Genomic DNA, 298 nt, shown 5'->3' on the forward strand with positions numbered 1-298 from the left:
TTTTATCGACACTTCCGACTTTTCTTTCACCTCTGGCTTCTCAAGCACATTTGGCTCCTCTGTCACCTTTGGTTCTTCCGGTTTTTCTTCTTTCAACTCTTCTGTTGTTTCAACTTGTTCTTGCTCTTCTGTTGGTTTTACCGACACTTCCGGCTTTTCTTTCACCTCTGGCTTCTCAAGCACATTCGGCTCCTCTGTCACCTTTGGTTCTTCCGGTTTTTCTTCTTTCAACTCTTCTGTTGTTTCCAACTTACCTTCTTCTTCTACTTCTGTTGCTTCCTGTATCTTTATATTCGTA

1 pseudogene is annotated in these 298 nt (G+C 41.9%); it reads right to left on the minus strand.

Annotated elements, in window-relative coordinates:
* Nucleotides 1-298 (minus strand): annotated as a pseudogene (locus MR071_RS25185) (Cna B-type domain-containing protein); the annotation flags it as partial.

Origin of the sequence: Bacillus cereus group sp. BfR-BA-01316 (assembly GCF_022664195.1) — a bacterium.
Classification (GTDB): domain Bacteria; phylum Bacillota; class Bacilli; order Bacillales; family Bacillaceae_G; genus Bacillus_A.